This is a genomic window from Pantoea sp. Lu_F5_004 (assembly GCF_051136245.1).
GTDB lineage: Bacteria > Pseudomonadota > Gammaproteobacteria > Enterobacterales > Enterobacteriaceae > Pantoea > Pantoea agglomerans.
Genome location: NZ_CP194947.1, coordinates 375,063 through 396,459 on the forward strand (window position 1 = coordinate 375,063; position 21,397 = coordinate 396,459).

General features: G+C 56.2%; 14 protein-coding genes. 6 read left to right on the top strand and 8 right to left on the bottom strand.

Going from position 1 to position 21,397, the window contains the following annotated elements; all coding sequences use genetic code 11:
* The first annotated feature begins 100 nt into the window (after positions 1 to 100).
* The 3 genes from ACR8BN_RS20745 (at position 101) to ACR8BN_RS20755 (ending at position 6,037) form a co-directional block, all read left to right on the top strand.
* On the top strand, positions 101 to 1,213 hold the full coding sequence (locus ACR8BN_RS20745) for an efflux RND transporter periplasmic adaptor subunit (RefSeq protein WP_434747642.1): 1,113 nt from the start codon (positions 101 to 103) through the stop codon (positions 1,211 to 1,213).
* Positions 1,210 to 4,299 carry an efflux RND transporter permease subunit gene (locus ACR8BN_RS20750; protein ID WP_434747643.1) on the top strand — a complete coding sequence of 1,030 codons (3,090 nt, stop codon included), beginning with the start codon at positions 1,210 to 1,212 and terminating at the stop codon, positions 4,297 to 4,299. The genes ACR8BN_RS20745 and ACR8BN_RS20750 overlap by 4 nt, the downstream gene beginning before the upstream one ends.
* Positions 4,300 to 4,801: 502 nt before the next feature.
* Positions 4,802 to 6,037: a multidrug effflux MFS transporter gene (locus tag ACR8BN_RS20755; RefSeq protein WP_275103134.1), complete on the top strand. Its 1,236-nt coding sequence runs from the start codon at positions 4,802 to 4,804 to the stop codon at positions 6,035 to 6,037.
* A gap of 639 nt (positions 6,038 to 6,676) precedes the next feature.
* Here the strand turns inward: ACR8BN_RS20755 and ACR8BN_RS20760 are convergent.
* A complete protein-coding gene (locus tag ACR8BN_RS20760) occupies positions 6,677 to 6,856 on the bottom strand; it encodes a general stress protein (protein ID WP_031592455.1) in 180 nt (59 codons plus the stop codon).
* Positions 6,857 to 7,358: 502 nt separating this feature from the next.
* Positions 7,359 to 10,061 (bottom strand): HTH-type transcriptional regulator MalT, encoded by a 2,703-nt coding sequence (gene malT, locus ACR8BN_RS20765; RefSeq protein WP_033760251.1) that lies wholly within the window; start codon positions 10,059 to 10,061, stop codon positions 7,359 to 7,361.
* Between the two features lie 282 nt (positions 10,062 to 10,343).
* On the opposite strand from malT, the gene malP reads away from it, so the two are divergent.
* Positions 10,344 to 12,746, top strand: a complete 2,403-nt coding sequence (gene malP, locus ACR8BN_RS20770; RefSeq protein WP_434747644.1) for a maltodextrin phosphorylase — start codon at positions 10,344 to 10,346, stop codon at positions 12,744 to 12,746.
* Positions 12,747 to 12,754: 8 nt separating this feature from the next.
* Positions 12,755 to 14,830, top strand: coding sequence for a 4-alpha-glucanotransferase (malQ, locus tag ACR8BN_RS20775; RefSeq protein ID WP_191938954.1), 2,076 nt, complete (start codon positions 12,755 to 12,757; stop codon positions 14,828 to 14,830).
* A gap of 189 nt (positions 14,831 to 15,019) precedes the next feature.
* Here the strand turns inward: malQ and ACR8BN_RS20780 are convergent, their stop codons facing one another.
* The 6 genes from ACR8BN_RS20780 to malK form a co-directional block, all read right to left on the bottom strand.
* Entirely contained in the window at positions 15,020 to 15,490 is a 471-nt protein-coding gene (locus ACR8BN_RS20780; protein WP_010247344.1) for a type II toxin-antitoxin system YhaV family toxin, read from the bottom strand.
* 6 nt (positions 15,491 to 15,496) lie between these two features.
* Entirely contained in the window at positions 15,497 to 15,841 is a 345-nt protein-coding gene (locus ACR8BN_RS20785; RefSeq protein ID WP_033773852.1) for a type II toxin-antitoxin system PrlF family antitoxin, read from the bottom strand.
* Between the two features lie 99 nt (positions 15,842 to 15,940).
* Positions 15,941 to 16,156 (bottom strand): type II toxin-antitoxin system Phd/YefM family antitoxin, encoded by a 216-nt coding sequence (locus ACR8BN_RS20790; RefSeq protein ID WP_010247349.1) that lies wholly within the window; start codon positions 16,154 to 16,156, stop codon positions 15,941 to 15,943.
* 188 nt (positions 16,157 to 16,344) lie between these two features.
* Positions 16,345 to 17,283 carry a maltose operon protein MalM gene (malM, locus tag ACR8BN_RS20795; RefSeq protein WP_039388987.1) on the bottom strand — a complete coding sequence of 313 codons (939 nt, stop codon included), beginning with the start codon at positions 17,281 to 17,283 and terminating at the stop codon, positions 16,345 to 16,347.
* Between the two features lie 102 nt (positions 17,284 to 17,385).
* Positions 17,386 to 18,687: a maltoporin gene (locus ACR8BN_RS20800; RefSeq protein ID WP_033760237.1), complete on the bottom strand. Its 1,302-nt coding sequence runs from the start codon at positions 18,685 to 18,687 to the stop codon at positions 17,386 to 17,388.
* Between the two features lie 43 nt (positions 18,688 to 18,730).
* Positions 18,731 to 19,840, bottom strand: coding sequence for a maltose/maltodextrin ABC transporter ATP-binding protein MalK (gene malK, locus ACR8BN_RS20805; protein WP_150015485.1), 1,110 nt, complete (start codon positions 19,838 to 19,840; stop codon positions 18,731 to 18,733).
* A 362-nt stretch (positions 19,841 to 20,202) separates the two neighbouring features.
* On the opposite strand from malK, the gene malE reads away from it, so the two are divergent.
* A complete protein-coding gene (gene malE, locus ACR8BN_RS20810) occupies positions 20,203 to 21,393 on the top strand; it encodes a maltose/maltodextrin ABC transporter substrate-binding protein MalE (RefSeq protein ID WP_208442999.1) in 1,191 nt (396 codons plus the stop codon).
* The last annotated feature ends 4 nt before the right edge of the window (positions 21,394 to 21,397 follow it).

Here is a 21,397-nt window from a genome sequence, read left to right on the forward strand (position 1 = left end):
GAAGCAGAAACGTGTTTTATCCTGAAATTGTGACTATTGACATTAATAGTCACTGGTCTGAAAATGCGTTCACTGTCATGCTTAATGAATAAGGTAACCTATGCTCAGGCTCAAACCTGCCACCCTTGCTCTCTGCCTGTTGCCGCTGGCCCTGGTGGCCTGCGGCGACCCGTCCGGCGCCGACGATCCGCGTACTCAGCCTCCCCTGGTCAGGGCTGCTACCGTGGTGAGTGCTGCCGATGCCTACCGCGCGTTCACCGGCGTTGTTGTGGCACGCACCCAAAGCGACCTTGGCTTCCGGGTAGAGGGCAAAATTCTTGAGCGTCTGGTCGATACCGGCCAGACCGTTAAGCGTGGACAGCCCTTAATGCGTCTGGATCCGGTTGACCTGAGTCTCCAGGCGCAGGCGCAGGCACAGGCCGTTGCGGCTGCGCGGGCTCGCGCCAGACAGGCAACGGATGATGATGCGCGTTATCGCGGGCTGGTCGCTGCAGGCGCTGTTTCTGCGTCGGCGTACGACCAGATAAAAGCCGCCGCAGATTCGGCCAGGGCCGAACTCAGCGCTGCTCAGGCTCAGGCCAATGTCGCCCGTAATGCAACAGGTTACGCCGTACTGCTGGCGGATGCGGACGGCGTGGTCATGGATACATTAGCCGAACCCGGACAGGTCGTTGCGGCAGGCCAGCCAGTCGTCAGGGTGGCGAGAGCAGGCCAGCGTGAAGCCATCGTACAACTGCCCGAGACGCTGCGGCCGGCAATTGGCAGCGAGGCGCAGGCCACGCTGTATGGTTCAGCAAAGCAGTCTGTTTCCGCCAGGCTGCGTCTCCTTTCCGATGCGGCTGATCCTGTAACGCGGACTTTTGAAGCAAGGTATGTGCTTGAAGGCGCGCTGGCCAGCGCGCCGCTCGGCTCCACCGTTACGCTGCATATAGCAGAAGATAAAATGCCCGGTCAGGTATTACAGGTACCACTGGCAGCGATTTATGACCCGGGCAAAGGTGCTGGCGTCTGGGCTATTTCAGGCAAGCCGGCCAAAGTGTCATGGCAATCTGTCCAGGTGCTCGGCTTGGGGGACGATGCAGCCAGCGTAACCGGTGGCCTTCGGCCGGGCGATCAGGTAGTCGCGCTGGGGGCACATCTGCTGCATGACGGAGAAGCAGTGCGAATAGCGCCACCACCCAACAGCGCTACTGCTGCCGGGAGTCAGCCATGAGCAGCGGGCGTTTCAACCTTTCCGCGCTTGCGGTTCGCGAGCGTTCAATCACCCTGTTCCTCATTATTCTGATTACTGTCGCCGGTATTCTGTCGTTCTTCGAACTCGGACGGGCTGAAGATCCGCCGTTTACCGTCAAGCAGATGACCATTATCTCTGCCTGGCCGGGTGCAACCGCCCGGGAAATGCAGGATCAGGTTGCCGAGCCACTTGAAAAGCGTCTGCAGGAGCTCAAGTGGTATGACCGCAGTGAGACCTACACCCGTCCCGGTCTGGCTTTTACCATGCTGTCACTGCAGGACAGCACGCCGCCGTCAGAAGTGCAGGAGGAATTCTATCAGGCACGTAAAAAGCTGGGTGATGAAGCTAAAAGCCTGCCGGCGGGCGTGATCGGACCGATGATTAACGATGAGTTCTCTGACGTTACCTTTGCGCTCTTTGCGCTTAAGGCTAAGGGGGAGCCACAGCGCGTACTGGCCCGGGATGCAGAATCGCTGCGCCAGCAGCTTCTGCATGTGCCCGGCGTAAAAAAGGTCAACATTATTGGTGAGCAGAGTGAGCGGATTTTTGTCTCGTTCTCTCATGACCGGCTGGCCACGCTCGGTATCTCGCCGCAGGATATCTTTTCCGCGCTGAACAGTCAGAACGTTCTGACCCCTGCCGGTTCGATTGATACCAGCGGACCCCAGGTCTTTATTCGTCTTGATGGTGCCTTCGACAAACTGGAGAAAATCCGCGAAACGCCTGTTGTAGCCCAGGGCAGAACGCTGCGTCTCTCGGACGTGGCAACGGTTGAACGAGGCTACGAAGATCCAGCGACCTTTATGGTGCGTAACCAGGGAGAACCGGCTCTTTTGCTGGGCATCATCATGCGTGATGGCTGGAACGGTCTGGATCTCGGTAAAGCGCTGGATGAGGAAACGGCCAGAATCAATCAGGGTATGCCACTTGGCATGACGCTGACCAAGGTTACCGATCAGTCCGTCAACATCAGTTCTGCCGTTGATGAGTTCATGGTCAAGTTCTTTGTCGCCCTGCTGGTGGTAATGGTGGTCTGCTTCGTCAGTATGGGCTGGCGGGTGGGCGTCGTGGTCGCCGCCGCCGTGCCACTGACGCTGGCTGTCGTTTTTGTCGTGATGGAGGCTTCCGGTAAAAACTTTGACCGCATCACGCTGGGTTCCCTGATCCTGGCACTGGGTTTGCTGGTGGATGACGCCATTATCGCCATAGAAATGATGGTGGTGAAAATGGAGGAAGGCTACGACCGTATCAAAGCGTCCGCCTATGCCTGGAGCCATACGGCGGCGCCGATGCTGGCGGGTACGCTGGTTACGGCTGTGGGCTTTATGCCCAACGGGTTTGCACAGTCCACCGCCGGCGAATATACCAGCAACATGTTCTGGATTGTGGGCATCGCCCTGATCGCCTCATGGGTGGTAGCGGTGGTCTTTACGCCTTATCTGGGCGTGAAAATGCTGCCGGAAATCAAAACGGTGGAGGGTGGGCATGCTGCCATCTACAACACCCGTCATTACAATCGCTTCCGGCGCGTACTGACTCGCGTTATCGCGAAAAAATGGCTGGTAGCAGGATCGGTTATTGCCATCTTTACCGTCGCTATTCTCGGTATGGGGCTGGTTAAAAAACAGTTTTTCCCAACCTCAGACCGTCCGGAAGTGCTGGTAGAAGTTCAGATGCCTTATGGCACCTCAATCGAGGAGACCAGCGCCACGACTGCAAAAATCGAAGCGTGGCTTCAGAAGCAGAAAGAGGCAAAAATCGTCACGTCCTATATCGGCCAGGGGTCACCGCGTTTTTATCTGGCCATGGCACCCGAACTCCCTGACCCCTCGTTTGCAAAAATTGTGGTGCTGACGGACAGTCAGGAGGCGCGTGAGGCGCTGAAGTTCCGGCTGCGCGAAGCGGCGGCTCACGGACTGGCACCAGAAGCGCGCGTCCGCGTGACACAGCTGGTGTTTGGTCCCTACTCGCCCTACCCGGTGGCTTATCGCGTTATGGGTCCGGATCCGAACATGCTGCGCGCTATTGCAGACAAAGTGGAGGCGGTAATGCAGGCCAGTCCGATGATGAGAACCGTCAATACGGACTGGGGCCCGCGGGTGCCGACGCTGCATTTCACGCTCAATCAGGATCGTCTGCAGGCCGTGGGTCTGACCTCAAATGCTGTTGCACAGCAGCTTCAGTTCCTGCTTTCAGGCGTTCCGATCACATCGGTGCGTGAAGACATCCGCTCTGTGCAGGTTATGGGACGCGCGGCGGGCGACATCCGGCTTGATCCGGCCAAAATAGCGGGCTTTACCTTAGTCGGTTCTGCCGGTCAGCGTGTTCCGCTTTCACAGATAGGGGAAGTCGGCGTCCGCATGGAAGATCCGATTCTGCGTCGTCGCGATCGCACCCCGACAATTACGGTACGTGGCGATATCGCTGAGCACCTGCAGCCACCGGATGTCTCCACCGCCATGCTCAAAGAACTGCAGCCGGTAATCGACAAACTTCCGGCTGGATACCGTATTGAGCAGGCGGGCTCTATCGAGGAATCCGGTAAAGCGACAAAAGCGATGGCACCGCTGTTTCCGATAATGATCGCAGTGACGCTGCTGATTATCATTCTGCAGGTACGGTCGATGTCAGCGATGGTGATGGTTTTCCTTACCGCCCCACTGGGGCTGATTGGTGTGGTGCCTACGTTACTGCTGTTTAACCAGCCGTTTGGCATTAATGCCCTGGTTGGCCTGATTGCGCTGTCGGGCATCCTGATGCGTAACACCCTGATCCTGATCGGTCAGATTCACCATAACGAACAGGAAGGACTTGCACCGTTTGATGCGGTGGTGGAGGCAACGGTACAACGTGCCCGTCCGGTATTGCTGACGGCAATGGCCGCCATACTGGCATTTATTCCGCTTACGCACTCAGTCTTCTGGGGAACCCTGGCTTATACCCTGATTGGCGGCACGTTAGGCGGCACCGTTATTACGCTGGTGTTCCTGCCCGCGATGTACGCGATCTGGTTCAGAATTCGCCCTGAGACACCGACGCCTGCTGACAAAAAAGCCCTGACCTGATGCTGACGCAGCAAAGGGTGTGAATTCCTGAATAAGGGATTCACGCCCTTTAACCCAGAGAAGTGAATGAAGAGGTTTCAACGCATGGTTCTTGAATGTCAAAAGCGAATAGTCATGACAGGTTGCAGCATTGTCAGTGCTTTCAGGTACGATCCCGGAAAGGTCGGGTACCGGTATATGAAGGAACGCTCGGGTTTAACAAGCCTTTCTTCTGAAATCAGTGAAAGGACCGGTATTACCGTAGCAGGACAGGTTACTTCTCTTACAAAAGACCCTGTTGCAGGGCATGAGCCGGAGCGATTCCTCCCGACTGATCTTGTGGACTTAAAGTCACGCGCTAGCGCCATAACGCTAGCATTATCTGACGTCTTCGGTTCTGGTAACGTCAATGCCCGCATATTGTTTCGCCGCTGGGAGGCAACACCATGAGCGAATTTTATCTGCTAACGCCGTTTTCCCGTAAATCGGTGGTCGTTTCAGTGCCTTACGGTCAGGGTTTCTCATGAAGCCAGAACAGTCTACTCCTGTCATCCGTCCTGAAGCCGAACAGACCCAAGGACAGCAGCTGACAGGAAAAATTATCGCGTTACTGGCAGGACTTTCAGCCATTGGCATACTCTCTACTAACATTATCCTTCCCGCATTTCCTGATATCGGGGAGCAGTTAGGCGTGTCATCACGCGAGCTTGGTCTTACGCTATCGAGCTTTTTTATCACGTTTGCTCTGGCGCAGCTGGTTGTCGGTCCGCTTGCAGATCGTTTCGGGCGCAAGAAACTGGTACTGGGCGGCCTTTCAGTATTTATGGTGGGAACCATTGTGGGAGGGCTTGCCGGTTCACTGGAAATGCTGATAACCGGTCGGGTGATACAGGCGCTGGGCGTATGCGCTGCCGCGGTTCTGTCCCGCGCCATTGCGCGTGATTTGTTTACAGGCGAAAGATTAGCGCGGGCACTTTCCCTGACCATGATCGCCACAGCGACAGCTCCCGGCTTCTCACCCTTAATAGGCAGCGTATTAGCCGCCACGCTGGGCTGGCGAGCAATCTTTATTGCGGTGGGCCTGGCGGCTTTTGCCGTCGCCGTTTTCTATGCCAGTGCATTAGGCGAAACGCATCCTGCCGAACGACGTGCCGCGCACTCCATTCCCGGTGTCATGGTTGCCTACGTTAAGCTGGCGCTGAATACAAAATTTATCCTTCCGGCAATGTCTGTAAGCCTGTTAATGAGTGGTCTGTTTGCGTCATTTAGCGCTGCACCTGCCATCCTGATGGGCGGTATCGGGTTGTCATCACTTCAGACCGGCCTCTATTTTGCTTCAACGGTGTTTGTGGTCTTTGCAGCAGGTATGGCATCACCACGCCTTGCCCATCGTTATGGCGCACAAAACATTACCCTGGTCGGGATTCTCATAGCACTGTCAGGTGGTGGCCTGTTGCTGATTGGCCCGGCAGCGCCAGGACTGGGCTGGTATACCCTGTCAATGATTATGTTCCTCTGGGGTATGGGGCTGGCCAATCCACTGGGTACAGCTATCACTATGGGTCCATTTGGACATCAGGCCGGTCTGGCATCCGCTTTGCTCGGGTTTCTGTCCATGGGTTCTGCCGCCGTAACGACATGGCTGGCCTCTGTGCTGGCTTTCCCCGCAGTCACCTCATTAGGAGGTATACAGGTAATAACCTGCTTTATCGCTTTTCTTCTTTTCTCACTGCGCTGCCAGTTAAAGGCATCAGCATAGAGAAAGTTAATTAACTCCAGAGACTGTCGGTAACAACATCCCTGCAGGTGTAAGGGTGCGAACAGGTCTGGTTCGGCACTTTCACGAAGCTGGACGGGCAAGGCTGTGGTTCTCAGGAATGGCTCTATCGACGCCAGCAGATGGAATCCTGAGTGTCACGCGCCAGCCAACGAGTAAAAAGACGGTTGGTGATTGGGGAGATTCAGCGATGAAGGATGGCAAGTATTTCTCACAGTGGCCGACTATCTGATGCGGCTTCTTAACAGGCCGACTGTCACCCGGATAACAGACGTATCCGGGCCTTATTTAACTTAACGAGTAAGATTTCAGTAAAGCATAGAAAACCCCAGAGCTAATCAGAATAATGAAAGTGCCCTGTATGCATCTGGTTTATTTATGGGTGTGAATGCGCTGGTGAAGTGGGTAAAGTCTGAACCTGAAGATCGGATATATTTTACTCAGATGCCGGAATAATAAATCGCGGACTGCTTACATAAATAAAATAAAGAAGTAACAGGCCGGGCAGTGTTTAATACTGCCCGACCTGCGACGCCAGTATTAACGGATGAATAAATGCAGATCCGGAAACCAGGGGGGTTGATTCCACAGATGCAGTTATCCGTCAACCGTTATACTGCGTCAATCGCTCTTACGTCCGCCGCCATGGCTATGTTCGCCACCTTTTTTACCGGCTTCAGACGCCTTTTCACGATCGTTGGCGAAATTTCCGCCGCTGTTTTGTCCACCTTTTTTGCCTGCTTCAGAGGCTTTTTCAGGATTTTCTGCAAAGTTACCAGAACCACCGCGATGTTCAGTCATAAATACCTCTCTTTAATCAGTAAGTAATTTTAACTTCCGCGTAAATGGCAGCCGACAATATAAACTTCACGTCAGTCACCATTCATTAAATAAGCATAGACACTCTAAATGATAATGCAAAAAAAAATTAAAGACGAAGCGCTAAATTAAACCAAGCCAGTCGCTGTTGCCGTCACGCTTATTTAAAAAATTTCTTTGCAGACATATAAATATATCACCATCGATTTTTAACGAGACGGCAATAATGTATATGGGGCCCGGCTGGGGCATTTTTCCGGGCCTGAAAAAAGGTCATCGTACGAACATGTCGATAATCAGATGCCGCTGAAATTTACCCGGTAACGCTATAGCGGGCGCACTGCCCGAAAAGCCTGCCTGATCAGGCCCGTTTAAACCCTCTGCGGTTTGATAACACGGGCTGGGTTAATGGGGGGAATTTCCTCATACGCTTTTATGTTTTCAGTATGAGCGGGCTGAAGCCCGCCCCTGAATACGCCTGTCGTCAGACATATCCCATCATTTTCAGCAGCGACTGCACCTGATTCATCGCTTCGCTGCGGTGGGTGACGCCCAGCTTCTGATAGAGATTGCGGATATGAGTTTTGATGGTGGTGGAGGCCACCGCCAGCTCACCGGCGATTTGATCGTTGCTGTAGCCCGAATAGATCAATCCCAGCACCTGCCATTCACGCTGCGTCAGGGGACTGGTTCGGATCAGCTCCGGCACGTCAGGATGGTTAAGCAATCGGCTGACAAAGCCTTCATCAAAATGAGCGAATTTGTGACGGTGATATTTATTGATCTCCAGCAGGATGCGCCGGGCGCGGTGGCTGTCCAGCTCATTCAGGGTATTCAGCTGAATCAATTGCCGCAGTTGCTGCGCCATCATCTCGCCTTCAATCACGAAATGGCTGATAAAACCGGTGCTGCGCGCCAGTTTCAGCGCCTCTATCAGGACACGCTGCGCCTCCGCTTTGCGGTCGGTCTGCCAGTAGATCTGATTCAGCAGCAGCAGATTACGGTTTAAATCGCTCATCAGGCGCAGGGCACGGGCATTCTCATTCAGCTCCTCCAGCACCACTTCCGCCTGGCTCACATCACCCAGCAGGATCTGCGCGCGGGCGATGTTCCGCCATTGTCCCTGCAGGAAATGGTTATTGGCAAAGGCAGGTTTAGGCGTCTGCCGCATCCAGTCGCGGGCGTTCTGGCTGTCGCCGGTCAACTGCCAGTAAATCACCCGGACTTTGTCGGCATTGGCTATCCAGTCGCTGTGCCAGTTGCCATTGTTCAGCAGGTTTTCCAGCCGGTTCAGGTAGCTGCGAGCGTTATCCAAATTGCCACGGGCCAGTGAGCACTGCACCAGCAATCCCAGACACTGAATCTGCTGCTGCGGCTGGAAACCGTTCAGTACTTTGATGCCTTCCCGGGCCGCCTGCTCCGCTTCTTCCAGTCGTCCCCAGGCCCACAGCAACTGAGCGCGAATGCGCAGCAGAAACTCGTGCAGCGGGAACTGCGCCAGGTGCTGTTCGTCGACCAGCACAAAGGCGCGGCTCTGGATCTCATACGCTGCCTGCAAAAAACCCTGAGCAAACAGAATCTCGCTCTGCTGAATCAGGCTCCAGAGGGCGTAGTGCCAGACTTCATCGCGCCGCGCCATCTGTTCGGTCTGCCGCATCAGTTTGAGTGAATCATCCAGCTCGCCTTTGCAGTGCATCACTTCACCATGCACTGAGGTTGCCACAATGCGGCTGTAGTGACGGCTCGCTGGCAGAGTGTCGAGCGCCACTTTCGCCAGCCGCTCCGCTTCATCGGTATTGCCATCGTTAATCGCCACCTGGGCGCGCAACGCATTAAATTCACCGCGCAGTGCTGCATCGATCTCGCAGCGGCTGGCCTGTTCAAAACGCGCCAGCAGACTGTCGACTTCGGAGAAGCGATGCTGACTCTGCATCAGCCAGGCCTGCAGCAGCACCAGCATTGGATTTTCCAGCATCATCTCCCACGGCAGTGCTTTCAGGGAGTTTTCCAGCAGCGGCAGTTCGCTCTGATTAAACAGCGTCCACGCGTGCTTCAGCAGCACGTCCCGCAGCATAGTGGCGTCGCCAGAGGCGAGCGCATGATGAATCGCCTCGCCGGGAAAGCCCTGCGCCATCCAGCTCTCTGCCGCAGCCCGATGCAGCGCGGGCAGCTCCGCCGCCAGTTCCCACTGACAGCGCTGACGCAGGAAGTTACCAAACAGCGGATGGTAGCTGAACCAGCAGCCGGAATCGTCCATGCGCTGCAGAAACAGACCCTGACGCTCAATCTCTTCCAGCCGCATCTGGCCGTTCTCTTCGCGGGTGACACAGGCGATCAGTTCATCGTTCATTGAACGCAGCAGCGCGGTTTTCAGTAAGAAATGGCGGGTAGGCAGATCGACATTATCCAGGACTTCTTCAACCAGATAATCGGAGAGGTGGCTGGCATTAATGCCGGAGAGACGCCGTGCGGAATGCTGAGCCGAACTGGCACCCTGTCGCGCCGACAGTACGATCAGTTGCAGCGCAGTAGCCCAGCCCGCTACATCATCACAGAGTCGGCTGCTCTCTTCGCTTTCCAGCGGGGCCGCCAGTCGGCAGTCAAAAAACTGTCGCGCCTCCTGGTGGGTAAAAGCCAGCTGCTGGCTGCCCAGCTCAATCAGTTGCTCACGCACCCGAAGGTTGGCGATACCGAGCTGCGGCAGATTACGTGACATCAGAATCAGCGTCAGATTTTCAGGCTGATGGCGCAGGAAAAAGCGCATCGCGTCGTGGATCACCGGATTGGTAATCAGATGGTAGTCATCAACGATCAGCCATAGCGGCTGCTGCCACTCCACCAGCTCGATAAAGAGCTGAGAAAACAGCGCATTGAGATTCACATACTGCCGCTTCTGGGCCAGCAGTTCACTGCGCGGACAGCCACCGTGGGTGGCCTGTTGCAGTGCAGCAATCAGGTAATCGGCAAAGCGTTCCGGCTGATTATCGCCCTCATCTAAAGAAACCCACCCCAGATCGCTTTTCCCTGCCGCCCACTGCGACACCAGTGTGGTTTTACCGTAGCCCGCCGGACTGGTGACCAGCACCAGCCGATAGTTACCGGCAGCGGTGAGTTTTTGCAGCAGTCTCTCCCGAATCACAGTGCCTTCAAGACGCACCGGGCGGCTGAGTTTAGCGGGTATTAACATGGGCGCGCGTTTCTCCATTTGTCGAGCGCATCATTATTTTACGCTTCGTAATTATTCCTTACACAGGTTCAGCATTTCGTCAGATGAATGCAAGCAAACCCATTAATTAAACTTTACAAAAGCGTGCGCAATCACACTCCTTCAACGATTTCGGATTAGCCTCATCCTCTCCACCCTCCCCATCCTCCTCCGCTAATTCTTTGCAGGAGGATGAGCGAGGGTTTCCGCGCGGGCAGACTGTCGCCACATTGACCCATTTTCCGTTTTTACAGGACATCAACCATGACACAGCCCGATTTCAACCCGATTCAGTTCAACGCTGCCCTGACCCGTCAGTGGCAGCGTTTTGGCCTGCGCGATGCGCAGGAGATGACCACGACACAGTGGTGGCAGGCACTCAGCGGTGCGCTGGCCGATATGCTGGCCGCGCAGCCTGCTCCCCCGGCCCCGACAGAACTACGCCATGTTAACTATCTGTCGATGGAGTTTTTGATCGGTCGCCTGACCGGCAACAACCTGCTGAACCTGGACTGGTATGACGCGGTCAACGAGGCCCTGGCCGCATGGGATATCTCACTCACTGATGTGCTGGAAACCGAAACCGACCCGGCGCTGGGTAATGGCGGCCTGGGTCGTCTGGCAGCCTGTTTCCTGGATTCCATGGCGAATGTGGGTCAGCCCGCTACGGGCTACGGTCTGAACTATCAGTACGGTCTGTTCCGGCAGCGCTTCGAACAGGGCGCGCAGATTGAAGGCCCGGATGACTGGCAACGCGATCGCTACCCGTGGTTTAACCATAACGCCGCGCTTAACGTGCGGGTCGGACTGGGCGGTAAAGTGGTGACGGTTGCGGGTCAGCCACAGTGGCAACCGGCGTTTGAACTGCTCGGTGAAGCCTGGGATCTGCCGGTGGTGGGTTATCAGAATGGTATCAGCCAGCCACTGCGTCTATGGCAGGCGAAACATGCCCAGCCGTTTAACCTCAGTCGCTTTAACGACGGCGACTTTCTGCGCGCTGAACAACAGGGTATTGATGCTGAAAAACTGACTAAAGTGCTCTACCCCAATGACAATCATCAGAACGGTAAAAAACTGCGTCTGATGCAGCAATATTTTCAGTGCGCCTGCGCACTGGCTGACATTCTGCGTCGCCATCATCGGGCCGGACGCAGCATCGAAACCCTGGCCGATCATGAAGTGATCCAGCTTAATGACACCCATCCGACGCTGGCCATCCCGGAGCTGATGCGTCTGCTGCTGGATGAGCATCAGCTGAGCTGGGATTGCGCCTGGCAGATCACGCAGCACACCTTTGCCTATACCAACCACACCCTGATGCCGGAAGCACTGGAGTGCTGGGATGTGCGTCTGGTGCGCAGCCTGCTGCCGCGCCATATGATGATCATCAATACCCTGAACGCGCAGCTAAAAACGGCTGTCACGGCGCGCTGGCCAGACGATGAAGCGAAGTGGGCCAGACTGGCGCTGGTGCATAATAACCAGCTGCGGATGGCGAACCTCTGCGTGACCAGCGGGTTCGCGGTCAACGGTGTGGCGGCGCTGCACTCGAAACTGGTGGTGCAGGATCTCTTCCCGGAATATCACCAGATGTGGCCGGAGAAATTCCACAACGTGACCAACGGCATTACGCCGCGCCGCTGGATCAATCAGTGCAACCCGGCGCTGAGTGCCCTGATCACCCGGACATTGCAAAAACCCTGGCTGAACGATCTCGATGCCTTGCAGGGGCTGGAAGCCTTTGCGGATGACGCCGCCTTCTGCGCGGAATATCGCGCCATTAAGCAGCAGAACAAAGTCGCGCTGGCGCACTGGGTGAAACAGCGGACCGGCATTGAGATTGACCCCACTGCGCTGTTTGACGTACAGATCAAACGACTGCATGAGTACAAACGTCAGCATCTGAGCCTGCTGCACATCATTGCGCTGTGGCAGACGCTGGTCACCGATCCACAGGCTAACCGGACGCCGCGCGTGGTGCTGTTTGGAGCCAAAGCCGCGCCCGGCTATGCACTGGCGAAAAACATCATCTATGCCATCAACAAAGTGGCCGGGGTGATCAATCAGGATCCCCGCATCGGTGACCGTCTGAAAGTCGTGTTTATTCCCGATTACAACGTTTCCGTCGCCGAGCGGCTGATTCCCGCCGCCGACCTTTCCGAGCAGATCTCCACTGCCGGTAAAGAAGCGTCCGGCACCGGGAATATGAAGCTGGCGCTGAATGGCGCACTGACCATCGGCACACTGGATGGAGCGAACGTTGAGATCGCTGAGCAAGTCGGCAGCGAAAACATCTTTATCTTCGGGCATACCGTGGAGCAGGTGGTGGCGTTAAAAGCCAGTGGCTATGCTCCGGCGCAGTGGCGTAAAAAAGACCCGCAGCTCAATCAGGTCTTACAGGCGCTGGAAGATGGCACCTTCAGCCAGGGCGACTGCCACGCCTTTGATGCAATGTTGCAGAGTCTCGGCCCGGAAGGCGGTGATCCTTATCTGGTACTGGCTGACTTCCAGCCCTACCTTGACGCACAGGCGCAGGTAGAAGCGCTGTGGAGCGATCAGGAGGCCTGGACACGTGCCACCATCCTCAATACCGCACGCTGTGGCATGTTCAGCTCCGATCGCGCTATCCGCGATTACCAGCAGCGCATCTGGCAAGCGAAACGCTAAGGAACGCCATGAAAACAGATCCGGTTATGGACGATTTCTCCCGGGCGGGCATCGCCGCTGAGTATATCAATGCTCACGGCAAGCCACAGGCGATCCCGACTCTGACCCGCCAGCGTTTGCTGGCGGTGATGCAGCCTTCCCATTCGCTGAGCACGCCGCTGCCACCGGTGGTGATTTTTCGCAGCGGCGATCTGCTGAGCCTGTCGCCACAGCTCGCTGACGATGCCCACTGGCATCTCACCACTGAAGCGGGTGAAATCAGCTCAGGTCGCTGCCAGCCCGCTCAGCCGCTGCATCTGCCGCCGCTGCCTGAAGGCTATCATCAGCTGACGCTGCAACAGGGCGCGCAGCAGTGGTCGTGCCGGATAATAATTGCCCCGGCCCGCTGTTATGAACCCCCGGCCCTGCTGGCAGGTGAGTCATTATGGGGCGCCTGCGTGCAGCTCTATACCCTGCGGTCGGCGGAAAACTGGGGAATAGGCGACTTTGGCGATCTGCGCCGGATGCTGCCGGAGGTCGCTGCACGCGGCGGCGCGTTTATCGGTCTTAACCCTATCCATGCGCTGTTTCCCTCCAGCCCGGAGAGTGCCAGCCCTTACAGCCCCTCGTCCAGGCGCTGGCTCAATGTTCTCTACATCGACGTGGGCGCAGTCACTGATTTCCGGCAGAGCGCTGCCGCTCAGGCCTGGTGGCATCGTCCGGAAACAGAGCAGGCGCTGGAGCAGGCTCGCGCAGCAGAATGGGTCGATTATGCGGCGGTGACCCGGCTGAAAATTGACGCGCTGAGGCTGGCGTGGCCGCAGTTTACTCAGCGTGACGCCAGCGATCCCGAGGTGCAGGCGTTTAATAGATTTATACGTGAAGGAGGCGAGAGTCTTCAGCATCAGGCGCTGTTTGATGCGCTGCACGCCGATCAGATAGCGCAGGATAGTGAGCGCTGGGGCTGGCCGGTGTGGCCGGAGGCGTTGCAGGATCCCGGCAGTCCGGCCGTGCAGGCCTTCCTGCAACAGCACGCCGATCAGGTGCGCTTCTGGCTCTGGCTGCAGTGGCTGGCCGCGAAGCAGTTTGCCGACAGCTGGGACATCTGCCAGCAGCAGCAGATGCCGATTGGCCTTTACCGCGATCTGGCGGTGGGTGTTGCGCAGGGTGGCGCAGAGACCTGGAGCGAGCGCGATCTCTACTGCATGGATGCCAGCATCGGTGCGCCGCCCGATATTCTCGGCCCGCGCGGCCAGGACTGGGGATTGCCGCCCATGGATCCGCAGGTGATGCGTCAGCGCGCCTGGGAGCCATGGATCGCCCTGCTGCGCGCCAGCATGCGCCACTGCGGCGCACTGCGCATTGACCATGTGATGGCGCTAATGCGGCTGTGGTGGATTCCGGCCGGTGAGCGTGCCATGCACGGTGCCTACGTGCACTATCCCATCGACGATCTGCTGGCGATTCTGGCGCTGGAAAGTCAGCGTCATCGCTGCATGGTAATTGGTGAAGATCTCGGTACCGTGCCGGAAGCGATTGTCGATAAGCTGCGCGATGGCGGGGTCTACTCCTATAAGGTGCTCTATTTTGAGCAGGAGTCAGGCCAGCGTTTTCGTCCGCCCGCCGAATGGCCACGGCAGGCAATGGCGGTCGCGACCACTCACGATCTTCCGACGCTGCGTGGCTGGTGGCAGAGCGATGATTTGACCACCGGCGCGCAACTCGGACTCTATCCCGACAAAGTGGTGCTGGCCGGGCTGTATCAGGATCGGCTGCGGGCGAAGCAGGCGCTGCTGCAGAGTCTTCATCGGGTCGGTGCCCTGCCGAAACGTGCCGGACGCGATGCACGTCGCACCGGCATGAGCAAGGCATTAAACCGGGCGATGCAGTGCTATCTGGCTGATAGTCACAGCGCCCTGCTGGGACTGCAACCGGAGGACTGGCTGGATATGGCGGCGCCGGTCAATATTCCGGGCACCAGCGATGAATATCCGAACTGGCGACGCAAGCTCAGCGCCACGCTGGAAACGCTGTTCAGCGATCCTGCCACTGACACGCTGCTGCGTGATCTGACGGCACGCCGGAAGCGACTACTGCGCGATTGAAGGTTAACGCGCGACTCAGATTCGTCTCTGACGCAGCCTGTTTTACATAATTTTCAGTTATTACAGCGTGCGGGCCGGCAACGGCTCGCACTCTGCTACTGTAATCAGCGCCTCTCAACAGTGATAAGATCACCCTGAGCACGAGCGTCTGAAAAAAGCACACCGGATTCTGTTCAGGATTTAATGAACTTAAGAATTTGTATTCGCCCAATCCTGAGATTGCTTTAACAGCAATGCCCAGTCGTCAGGTGGATAGCCGTTATGCAACATTCCTGAAAATACTTTATAGGCGTCACGCTTACTGCCATAAGCACGTTTGGTCTCAGCGTCATTCATCCATGCAAGAATGATGGTTTTATGTTGCTCGCTGAATCTAAAGAACAAACGATACTGCATCAAAAACTTTGCACGAAACCAATGCTTATTTTGTTCTCCCAGCGTATCGCCCTGGCGAAACTTTGCCTGATGTGGATCGGCGCAAATCTCACTATTGATAACTTTAAACACAGCAGCTAAAAGCTTAGTCGTTGCTTTTCGCTGGTAACTTTCAGGATATTTAGCCCTGAGTAACTCCACTTCATTGGTCAGCGCAATCAGCTGCGATTCAAAACAGGGATGAACATAAACGTGCCATCCATTTATAACCGTGCTGTCTTCCATACTTAATTACTCATCGTCCATGAGTGGAGCATCCAAATCAACGTCCATACCTTCGGTCAACGATGTAATGCGAGTTAATAATCCTCGATCCAGCGTTTTAATATTTGCAGGTGTGTTGCGTATGTCAGCAGCAAGAAAACTCAGAAAGCTCGCCATCACTGGATCATCATCAGTCACCGTTTCCTGACGGGTAATAAGGACTTTGCCGCCCGGCAGAACAGCGTATTCGATATTCTCACCAGGTTGCAGATTCATCGCATCACGAACTGCGGCAGGGATAGTGGTCTGACTGCGGGCTGTCAGTTTTGATGAAGCACGCAGAGAGATGTTTGCATGAGTCAAAGTTCCCATTGCGGATTCTCACTAGGAAAAAACAAGATAGCGCAACAGTAATGCAAGTGCATTGGCAATGCAAATGCATTGATCGCGATAAGAGCGAATGTTTTGTTACTAAGTCTTCATTAAAAGTTTCTGATTACGCTTTTCCGTATCGACTGAAAAATTGGCACCCTGTTTTATTTCCTGCCAGACATCAAACTCTTCGCGACTGATAAGCACAGCAGCAGAGCCGCCCCGGCGGGTGATAATCACAGGCTCACCCGCCCTCACGATATCCATGATTTCAGCAAGATATTTTCGGGCCTGTGTTGTCGTGTAACTTCGCATTTAGCCTTTAGAAAAGTCATCCCTGAAACAGCTTAGTTAGCCTATATTCATCAAACGCTATTGCCCACAGCATGACTTACGCAATGCGTAAAACCACGCAAAAAAATCATGCAATCAGGATCTCTGCAACAAAAAAAGGTGCGCCGCAGCGCACCAGATGGAACAACATCAGTATTGTCGGGGCAGTTTCACCCCTTGCCTTTAACACTACTGATAAAGGTCTGCCGGGCAGAGGTGGAACCCAGCCGCTCGGCTTCATCCAGCAGTTTCAGCGCCTTATCGATATTACCGCTGTTCACCGCCTGTCTGATCTTCTGGTTAAAGTAACTCTCGGTATCGCTCATGATCGGTTCCGCACGGGCTTTTGGCGCGGGCGCTGCTGAGGGTGCAGGCGCCGGTGCTGCGCTGTACGCGGACGCCGGTGCGGTATTGCCGACGGTCACCGCGCTCGGGCCGGATGAACCAAACAGCGGCCCGACCAGAATGGATGAGCCGGAGCTGGTCTGCATCTTCAGCTTGATTGTCCCTTCCCGGCTGTGGCGGGCGACGGGATCGGGAATATCCGGTACCGCATGACCGGTGCCCTGGGCGTAGGCCTTGGCCGGGTCAAGCAGCGTGGTGGTTTGTGTCAGATCGCTGTCGGTGGTGAACACCAGCAGGTAGATTTTTTGCTGACCCAGCGCCGGGGTTAATTTCATCACCCCTTCCAGCCGATCTGCCGCCATCACGCCCGGCTTCTGATAGGTAAAGTAGCGGCTGGGGAACCAGGCCGCAGGACGCAGGTTTTCATCAAGCACCAGCACGTTCGGTGCGAAAACCTGACCGTTCGCCACTTCACTGCTCAGCGTGAGCGTCAGTTCGCCGATATTGGCGGGCAGACTGTAGGCCGCGACCGGACCGGCAATGTGTGGCGCATTCAGCGTCTGTCCGCTGTTAGCAAGTTTTGTGGTCTGTGTCTGAGAAGCAGCCAGCGGTTGCCAGCTCAGGCGTTGCAGTGTCTCGGGTGCCACGACCGGTGCGGACGAGAGATCCTGCGGCACCAGATTGACATCCGCCAGGGCGGGAAGCGCGTGTCCTGTCAGTAACGCCGCACTCAGGCAGAGTGCAGCCAGTTTTTTCATTTTCATTATGTCTACCTTATTGCAGGCCGCGGCGTGAACCAGGCAATGGCACTCCGCGACCAAAGAGATCCATCAGGCGCAGGCGCGCCTGTCAGAAAAGGTGCTGGCTTACCACCAGATTTCCATCTGCGCGCCGAAGGTCACTTCATCGTCTTTACCACGGCTGTTGGTCAGGATGCCGTTGCCGCTGGTGTCCGCAGAGGCGAAGGTGGTGAGATCGCCTGAGTTATCTTTGTTGTAACCCCACTTTTCATCCCATTTGGCGTAGGTCGCGAACAGACGCAGAGCCGGACGTGACCAGATGCTGTCGCCCGCCTGCCACTGCTGCGCCAGCGTTACTTTGTACTGGCCGTTGCGCTCGTTAGCCTGCTGCGATTTGACGTTGTCGTAGCCCAGTTCCAGCAACGTGCTCATAATCGGCGTCCATTTGTACATCGGACGCACACCCACGGTGTACCACTCGGTGCCGCGGTTGTTGTCCAGATCGATGTTCTGGTACATAGCGACGTACATCAGATCCCAGCGTTCGGCCAGTGAGATCGCACCGTGGTCGAGGATGCGATACATGTCACCATTGTTGTTGAGGCTGGTGCCCTGCGGCACGCCTTTGCCCTGAGAGGTCAGCGCATCGGTGGCATATTGCAGCACGAATTTGTTGTAGCCCTTCAGCATGCTCTGGGTATGTTCAGCAGTGAACATCCAGCCATCTTTAGAGGCACCCTCTTCCAGACGATAGTCGTCACGGGCGTTGGCACGACCGTAGTCGACACCCAGCTCCAGCACGCCGTTGGTGTTGGTTTCCAGACCGGCCAGACGCACATCAAACACGTCGTTGGCAGTGCTGGTGGCGAAGTCACGGATACGATCGCTGGAGAAGGTGTAAGAGCCGCCAGCCTCAGACGAACGGGTTGCGGCGAAAGAGAGTTTACCGAAGCCGAGATCGACATCTTCCAGACCGGCACCTGGGCCCGAGATATCCCAGTAGTAGAAGTCGATCATATGGACGTCATGACGCTGATAGAAACGCTTACCGGCCCAGATGGTAGAGCCTGGCAGCGCGTCGATCAGGTTTTTACCTTTTACGTTGGCTTCACGAAAGGCGGGCGATGTGGCTTCCCAGTCATTCTGCTGTGCCACGGAGTAAGCCACGTTGGTGTCGAAATAGAAGCTTTTGTCGCCCTCTTTCCACACTTCCTGGCCTAACTTCAGTTCGGCGTAGGTTTCACATTCGTTGCCCAGACGGTATTTACTTTGGGCGCCGGTGGCCTGGAAACATTGCTGTTCACCACCGCTGCCGGTCCAGCCAATGCCGGAACGGGCGTAACCGGTAAAATCAACCGCCATCGTCGGGGCGGAGAGGGTTCCCACCGCGACGGCAACGGCGATGGGAAGTTTGCGCAGAGTTAACATTTTCTATCTCCTGAGGTCATTGCTTTTATTGTTTTTGGCAGGGCTATACACCCGGCTCCTGATACAGCCTGCGGCACGCGCTCCCGTCCTCGCGGAACAGGTGACAACGCTCGGGCGGCAGGCCAATACCGAGGATGGCGCCCTCTTTTACCAGCACGACGTCCTCCTGGCGGTAGACCAGGTTCTGACGGATAGCGGGAATCTCGATGTGGATCTGTGTTTCATGCCCCAGCTGTTCCACCACCTGCACTTCCCCTTCCAGGGTGACGTCGGCGATATCGCTGGAGAGCAGATGTTCCGGGCGAATACCCAGTGACATGTTGCTGCCGACCTGCACACCGGCGCTGTCAACCGGCAGCCAGACCAGCTGCTGATTCGGCAGCCGCACCTGAACCTGATCGATGGCGGTGGCGGTCACTTTGACCGGCAGGAAATTCATTTTTGGTGAGCCGATAAAACCGGCGACAAAGCGGTTGGCGGGATAGTGGTACAGCTCAAGCGGCCTGCCGACCTGCGCAATGCGTCCGGCGTCCAGCACCACGATTTTGTCGGCCAGCGTCATCGCTTCGATCTGATCGTGGGTGACATAAATCATGGTGCGCTTGAGGCGCTTATGCAGACGGGAGATCTCAATCCGCATCTGGACGCGCAGCGCGGCGTCAAGGTTCGACAGCGGTTCATCCAGCAGGAAGACGCGCGGTTCCGCCACCAGCGTGCGGCCAATCGCCACGCGCTGACGCTGCCCGCCAGAGAGGGCTTTAGGCCGGCGATCGAGCAGATGCGCCAGTTGCAGAATCTCCGCCACCTGATTGACCCGCTGATGGATCTCCGCTTTTTTCACCCCGGCCAGTTTCAGGCCAAAAGACATGTTCTCCGCCACCGACAGATGGGGATAGAGCGCATAGGACTGAAACACCATGCCGATGCCGCGTTCGGCAGGTGGCACTTCATTCATGCGCCGGTCGCCGATTAACAGCTCGCCGCTGGTGATAGTCTCCAGTCCGGCAATCATGCGCAGCAGCGTCGATTTGCCACAGCCTGATGGGCCGACGAAAACAACAAATTCCCCTTCACGAATAGTGAGATCGATATCTTTCGACACCACCGTATCGCCCCAGGCTTTCGTGACATTGCGTAACACAACGCTCGCCATGATCCCTTCCCTCTTAGCTGCATAGTCGTGTCTGCCCAGCGGCAGACGAGTTCCGGGGCTCACTATGCGAGAGGAAACAGACGGTAACATCCTCCACCGCAATGCAATCCACTGGGGGAGGAGGCGGGAGGAGGAGAAACGCGGGCTGACGCCGCGGCCCGCACGCTGCCGCGCTTTTTTGTGATCGCTAACGCAGACCCGCAGGAATTTTTGCCGCGTAAGCGCCCGCTTAAGGGGCTTTTTGCCAGCGCGATCACAGCGGCAGGCCGAGGGGCGTAGAACAGAGGAGGATGAGAAGCCCTGGCGGATAAGCACAATGATGCCGGTACAGCATTCACCACTTCCGCTAACAGGATGGATTTATGACGATGAAAACCGGAGCAAGAATTCTGGCCCTTTCTGCCCTCTCTGCCGTGCTCTTTTCGGCCAGCGCGATGGCAAAAATTGAGGAAGGTAAACTGGTCATCTGGATCAACGGTGACAAGGGCTACAACGGCCTTGCCGAAGTGGGTAAGAAATTTGAGCAGGAGACCGGCATCAAAGTTACGGTCGAACATCCTGACAAAATGGAAGAGAAGTATCCGCAGGTCGCAGCGACCGGCGATGGCCCGGATATTATCTTCTGGGCACATGACCGTTTCGGCGGCTATGCGCAGTCCGGCCTGCTGGCTGAGATCACGCCGGATGCCAGCTTCCGCGAGAAGATTTTCCCGTTCACCTGGGACGCGGTGCGCTTTGACGGCAAGCTGATTGGCTACCCGATTTCCGTTGAGTCGCTGTCACTGATCTACAACAAAAAGCTGCTGCCGAACCCGCCAAAAACCTGGGAAGAGATCGCCGGTCTCGACAAGCAACTGCGCGCCAAAGGCAAAAGCGCCATCATGTTTAACCTGCAGGAACCCTACTTCACTTGGCCGCTGCTGGCCGCAGGCGGGGCTTACGCCTTTAAGCTCACCGACGGGCATTATGACGTGAAGGATGTCGGCGTCGATAACGCCGGAGCTAAGGCGGGTATGCAGTTCCTGGTCGATCAGGTTAAAGCCAAAACCCTGAATGCGGACACCGATTATTCGATTGCTGAGGCCGCCTTTAACAAGGGCGAAACCGCCATGACCATTAATGGTCCGTGGGCGTGGGGCAACCTCGACAAAAGCGGCATCGACTATGGCGTCACCGAATTGCCAACCCTGAACGGTAAACCGTCGAAAGCTTTTGTCGGCGTGCTGAGTGCCGGGATCAACGCCGCCAGTCCTAACAAAGAGCTGGCGAAAGAGTTCCTGGAGAATTATCTGCTGACTGACACCGGTCTGGAGGCGGTCAACAAAGATAAGCCGCTGGGTGCCGTGGCGCTGAAATCTTTCCAGCAGACGCTGGAAAAAGATTCGCGTATCGCCGCCACCATGAACAACGCCCGTCAGGGTGACATCATGCCAAATATCCCACAGATGGCGGCATTCTGGTATGCGATGCGCACCGCCACCCTGAACGCGCTGGGCGGTCGTCAGAGCATCGACGCCGCACTGAAAGATGCTCAGGCTCGTCTGAAAAAGTAATTCT

What these genes read in the sequence shown, in the direction of transcription:
- ACR8BN_RS20745 (WP_434747642.1), top strand. Translation starts at nt 101, where the DNA reads ATGCTCAGGCTCAAACCTGCCACCCTTGCTCTCTGCCTGTTGCCGCTG.
- ACR8BN_RS20750 (WP_434747643.1), top strand. Translation starts at nt 1,210, where the DNA reads ATGAGCAGCGGGCGTTTCAACCTTTCCGCGCTTGCGGTTCGCGAGCGT.
- ACR8BN_RS20755 (WP_275103134.1), top strand. Translation starts at nt 4,802, where the DNA reads ATGAAGCCAGAACAGTCTACTCCTGTCATCCGTCCTGAAGCCGAACAG.
- ACR8BN_RS20760 (WP_031592455.1), bottom strand. Translation starts at nt 6,856, where the DNA reads ATGACTGAACATCGCGGTGGTTCTGGTAACTTTGCAGAAAATCCTGAA.
- malT (WP_033760251.1), bottom strand. Translation starts at nt 10,061, where the DNA reads ATGTTAATACCCGCTAAACTCAGCCGCCCGGTGCGTCTTGAAGGCACT.
- malP (WP_434747644.1), top strand. Translation starts at nt 10,344, where the DNA reads ATGACACAGCCCGATTTCAACCCGATTCAGTTCAACGCTGCCCTGACC.
- malQ (WP_191938954.1), top strand. Translation starts at nt 12,755, where the DNA reads ATGAAAACAGATCCGGTTATGGACGATTTCTCCCGGGCGGGCATCGCC.
- ACR8BN_RS20780 (WP_010247344.1), bottom strand. Translation starts at nt 15,490, where the DNA reads ATGGAAGACAGCACGGTTATAAATGGATGGCACGTTTATGTTCATCCC.
- ACR8BN_RS20785 (WP_033773852.1), bottom strand. Translation starts at nt 15,841, where the DNA reads ATGGGAACTTTGACTCATGCAAACATCTCTCTGCGTGCTTCATCAAAA.
- ACR8BN_RS20790 (WP_010247349.1), bottom strand. Translation starts at nt 16,156, where the DNA reads ATGCGAAGTTACACGACAACACAGGCCCGAAAATATCTTGCTGAAATC.
- malM (WP_039388987.1), bottom strand. Translation starts at nt 17,283, where the DNA reads ATGAAAATGAAAAAACTGGCTGCACTCTGCCTGAGTGCGGCGTTACTG.
- ACR8BN_RS20800 (WP_033760237.1), bottom strand. Translation starts at nt 18,687, where the DNA reads ATGTTAACTCTGCGCAAACTTCCCATCGCCGTTGCCGTCGCGGTGGGA.
- malK (WP_150015485.1), bottom strand. Translation starts at nt 19,840, where the DNA reads ATGGCGAGCGTTGTGTTACGCAATGTCACGAAAGCCTGGGGCGATACG.
- malE (WP_208442999.1), top strand. Translation starts at nt 20,203, where the DNA reads ATGACGATGAAAACCGGAGCAAGAATTCTGGCCCTTTCTGCCCTCTCT.